The 1,232-nt window shown below is 55.4% G+C and carries 1 protein-coding gene; it reads right to left on the bottom strand.

Annotated features, from left to right (window positions below; translation table 11 throughout):
• The coding region (locus tag QT222_RS00930) for a DUF3592 domain-containing protein (protein WP_491476003.1) at positions 1–926 on the bottom strand (926 nt) is incomplete at its 3' end.
• Between the last annotated feature and the right edge of the window lie 306 nt (positions 927–1,232).

Raw genomic sequence — 1,232 nt, 5'->3', positions numbered from 1 at the left:
TCTGTAGGGTCGACGTCGGGACGGTACTCGAGGAACGACTGGACCGGTTCCGGGGCCTCGTTTTGGGCGTTGACGTACACCGACTGCCAGTTGTCGTCGTCGAGTTTGAACGTGGTATCCTTGTCTGGGCAAACCAGCGTTCGCCCGGTTCCATCGTCGACGTAGAACGGCGACAGTTGGTACCCCTCGGCGACCTGATTCCACCTGCCCGGACCCTCCCTGAACCGGATGGAGTCCTCGACTTCCCACTTCGCGAGGACACAGCTCTCATCGGTGAAGGGGGCACTATCCGGGTCGTCGTAGGGCGCTCGTGCAACACCATCAATCTGCGAGGGGCCCGTCGATAGCGACTGGGCCTGTTCGATCGGCATCTCGTTCATTAGTTTGCGCTGGTTGCGCCGCCTGAATCCCTCCCTCACGTAGTACGCCCCAGTGAGCATGACGACCAGTACGTAGAGAACACCGAACAATGCCGATACAAAGGGCATCTCCGCCTCCATGATGTACGCGTTCGAGGGGGTCTCTGGGTTGTAATATGCCGTCGTCGATTGTCCGACCTCGAACTCGTCGCGAATACGCTCTGCCCCACTTTTCGTGTACTTCCAGCGACTGAACGAGCCAGGAAACAGATTGGTTTGTTTATAAGTTCGGCCGTTGACGCTGTACTCGTACGTGATAACAGCCCGATACATCGTCTTCTCCTCCGACGCTTCTACCTCCATCCCGAGGGACCTGAGGACAGTACGAGTCAGACTCCCCTCAAACTCCTCTCTCGTCTCGGTACCGAGGTCCGTGACTGTCGCGGTCGTCGCTTCGTTTTCCAGAACCGCACCGTTGTGTGCAAGGGCAGAGCCAAAACCGTAGTAGCCTAGAACAAGTCCAAGCAGTACGAGTATGATAACCCACCCGATACCTTTGGTATCCATCTCAACTACCTGTCTGATGTGATATCTTAACTATGTTTAAATTCCACGGTTCCAGAGCTTGCTCAAAAACACTGCCTGATGGCGTGGACATCCGAATTCCAATTTTCTGAAATATGAATTGCGGCCACGCTGTTTGCTGGTCACCGTGGCCAGTGAGATTCGTGGACAGGCTGAACAAGGCCATCAAATTGTCTATTGTTCAGTCGAATCCGATGTCGGGTAATGAACGGCGACTCGCCTGGACGCTGCTCCATGCCATCGACAATCAAGTGGGAGCACTCGACGACCGTCAGTCGTCTCTCGAAC

The sequence above is a fragment of the Haloferax sp. s1 genome (genome assembly GCF_058382125.1).
This window is presented reverse-complemented; position numbering and strand designations above follow the sequence as displayed.